Below are 753 nucleotides of genomic sequence, written 5' to 3'. Positions count from 1 at the left end.
CGTTGCGGCCGGGGCATCCGGCGTATGTGATCTATACGTCGGGGTCGACGGGTACGCCGAAGGGTGTGCTGATTCCGCAGCGTAATGTGGCTGCCCTCATCGGGACGGCGGGTCGGGTGTACGGGCTGGGCGCCGATGATGTGTGGAGTTTGTTCCACTCCTATGCCTTCGATTTTTCGGTGTGGGAGATGTTCGGTGCGTTGCTGCTCGGTGGCCGGGTTGTGGTGGTGGCGCACTCGGTGAGCCGGTCGCCGCGGGAGTTCGTCGAGTTGCTGAGCCGGACGGGTGTGACGGTGCTGAGCCAGACGCCGTCGGCGTTCTACCAGGTGATCGGTGAGTTGGCTGCTGCCGGGGTCGGTTCCTCGTTGCGGTATGTGGTGTTCGGTGGTGAGGCGCTGGAACCTGCCCGGTTGCGGCAGTGGTATGACCGGTATCCCGGCGACGCCCCGGTGCTGGTCAACATGTACGGCATCACCGAGACGACGGTCCATGTCACGCACATCGCGTTGGACCGGGAGCGGGTGGTGGCGGGGACGGGCAGTGTGGTGGGTGGCCCGTTGCCGGGTGTCCGGACGTATGTGTTGGACGAGTTCCTGCGGCCGGTGCCTCCCGGGGTGGTCGGTGAGCTTTATGTGGCGGGTGCCGGGCTGGCCCGTGGCTATCTCAACCGTCCCGCGTTGACCGGGGAGCGGTTCGTGGCCTGCCCGTTCGGGGGGTCGGGGGAGCGCATGTACCGTACCGGCGACCTGGCCC

General features: G+C 66.9%; 1 protein-coding gene. It reads left to right on the top strand.

The features are described 5' to 3' along the window. Positions 1 to 26 precede the first annotated feature (26 nt). The coding region (locus AC08OO_RS13525; protein WP_476618573.1) for an AMP-binding protein at positions 27 to 753 on the top strand (727 nt) is incomplete at its 3' end.

The organism is Frankia sp. CeCAU1, from assembly GCF_977971845.1.
Note: the sequence above shows the minus strand (reverse complement) of the source record. Positions and strands in the feature narration are given on the sequence as shown.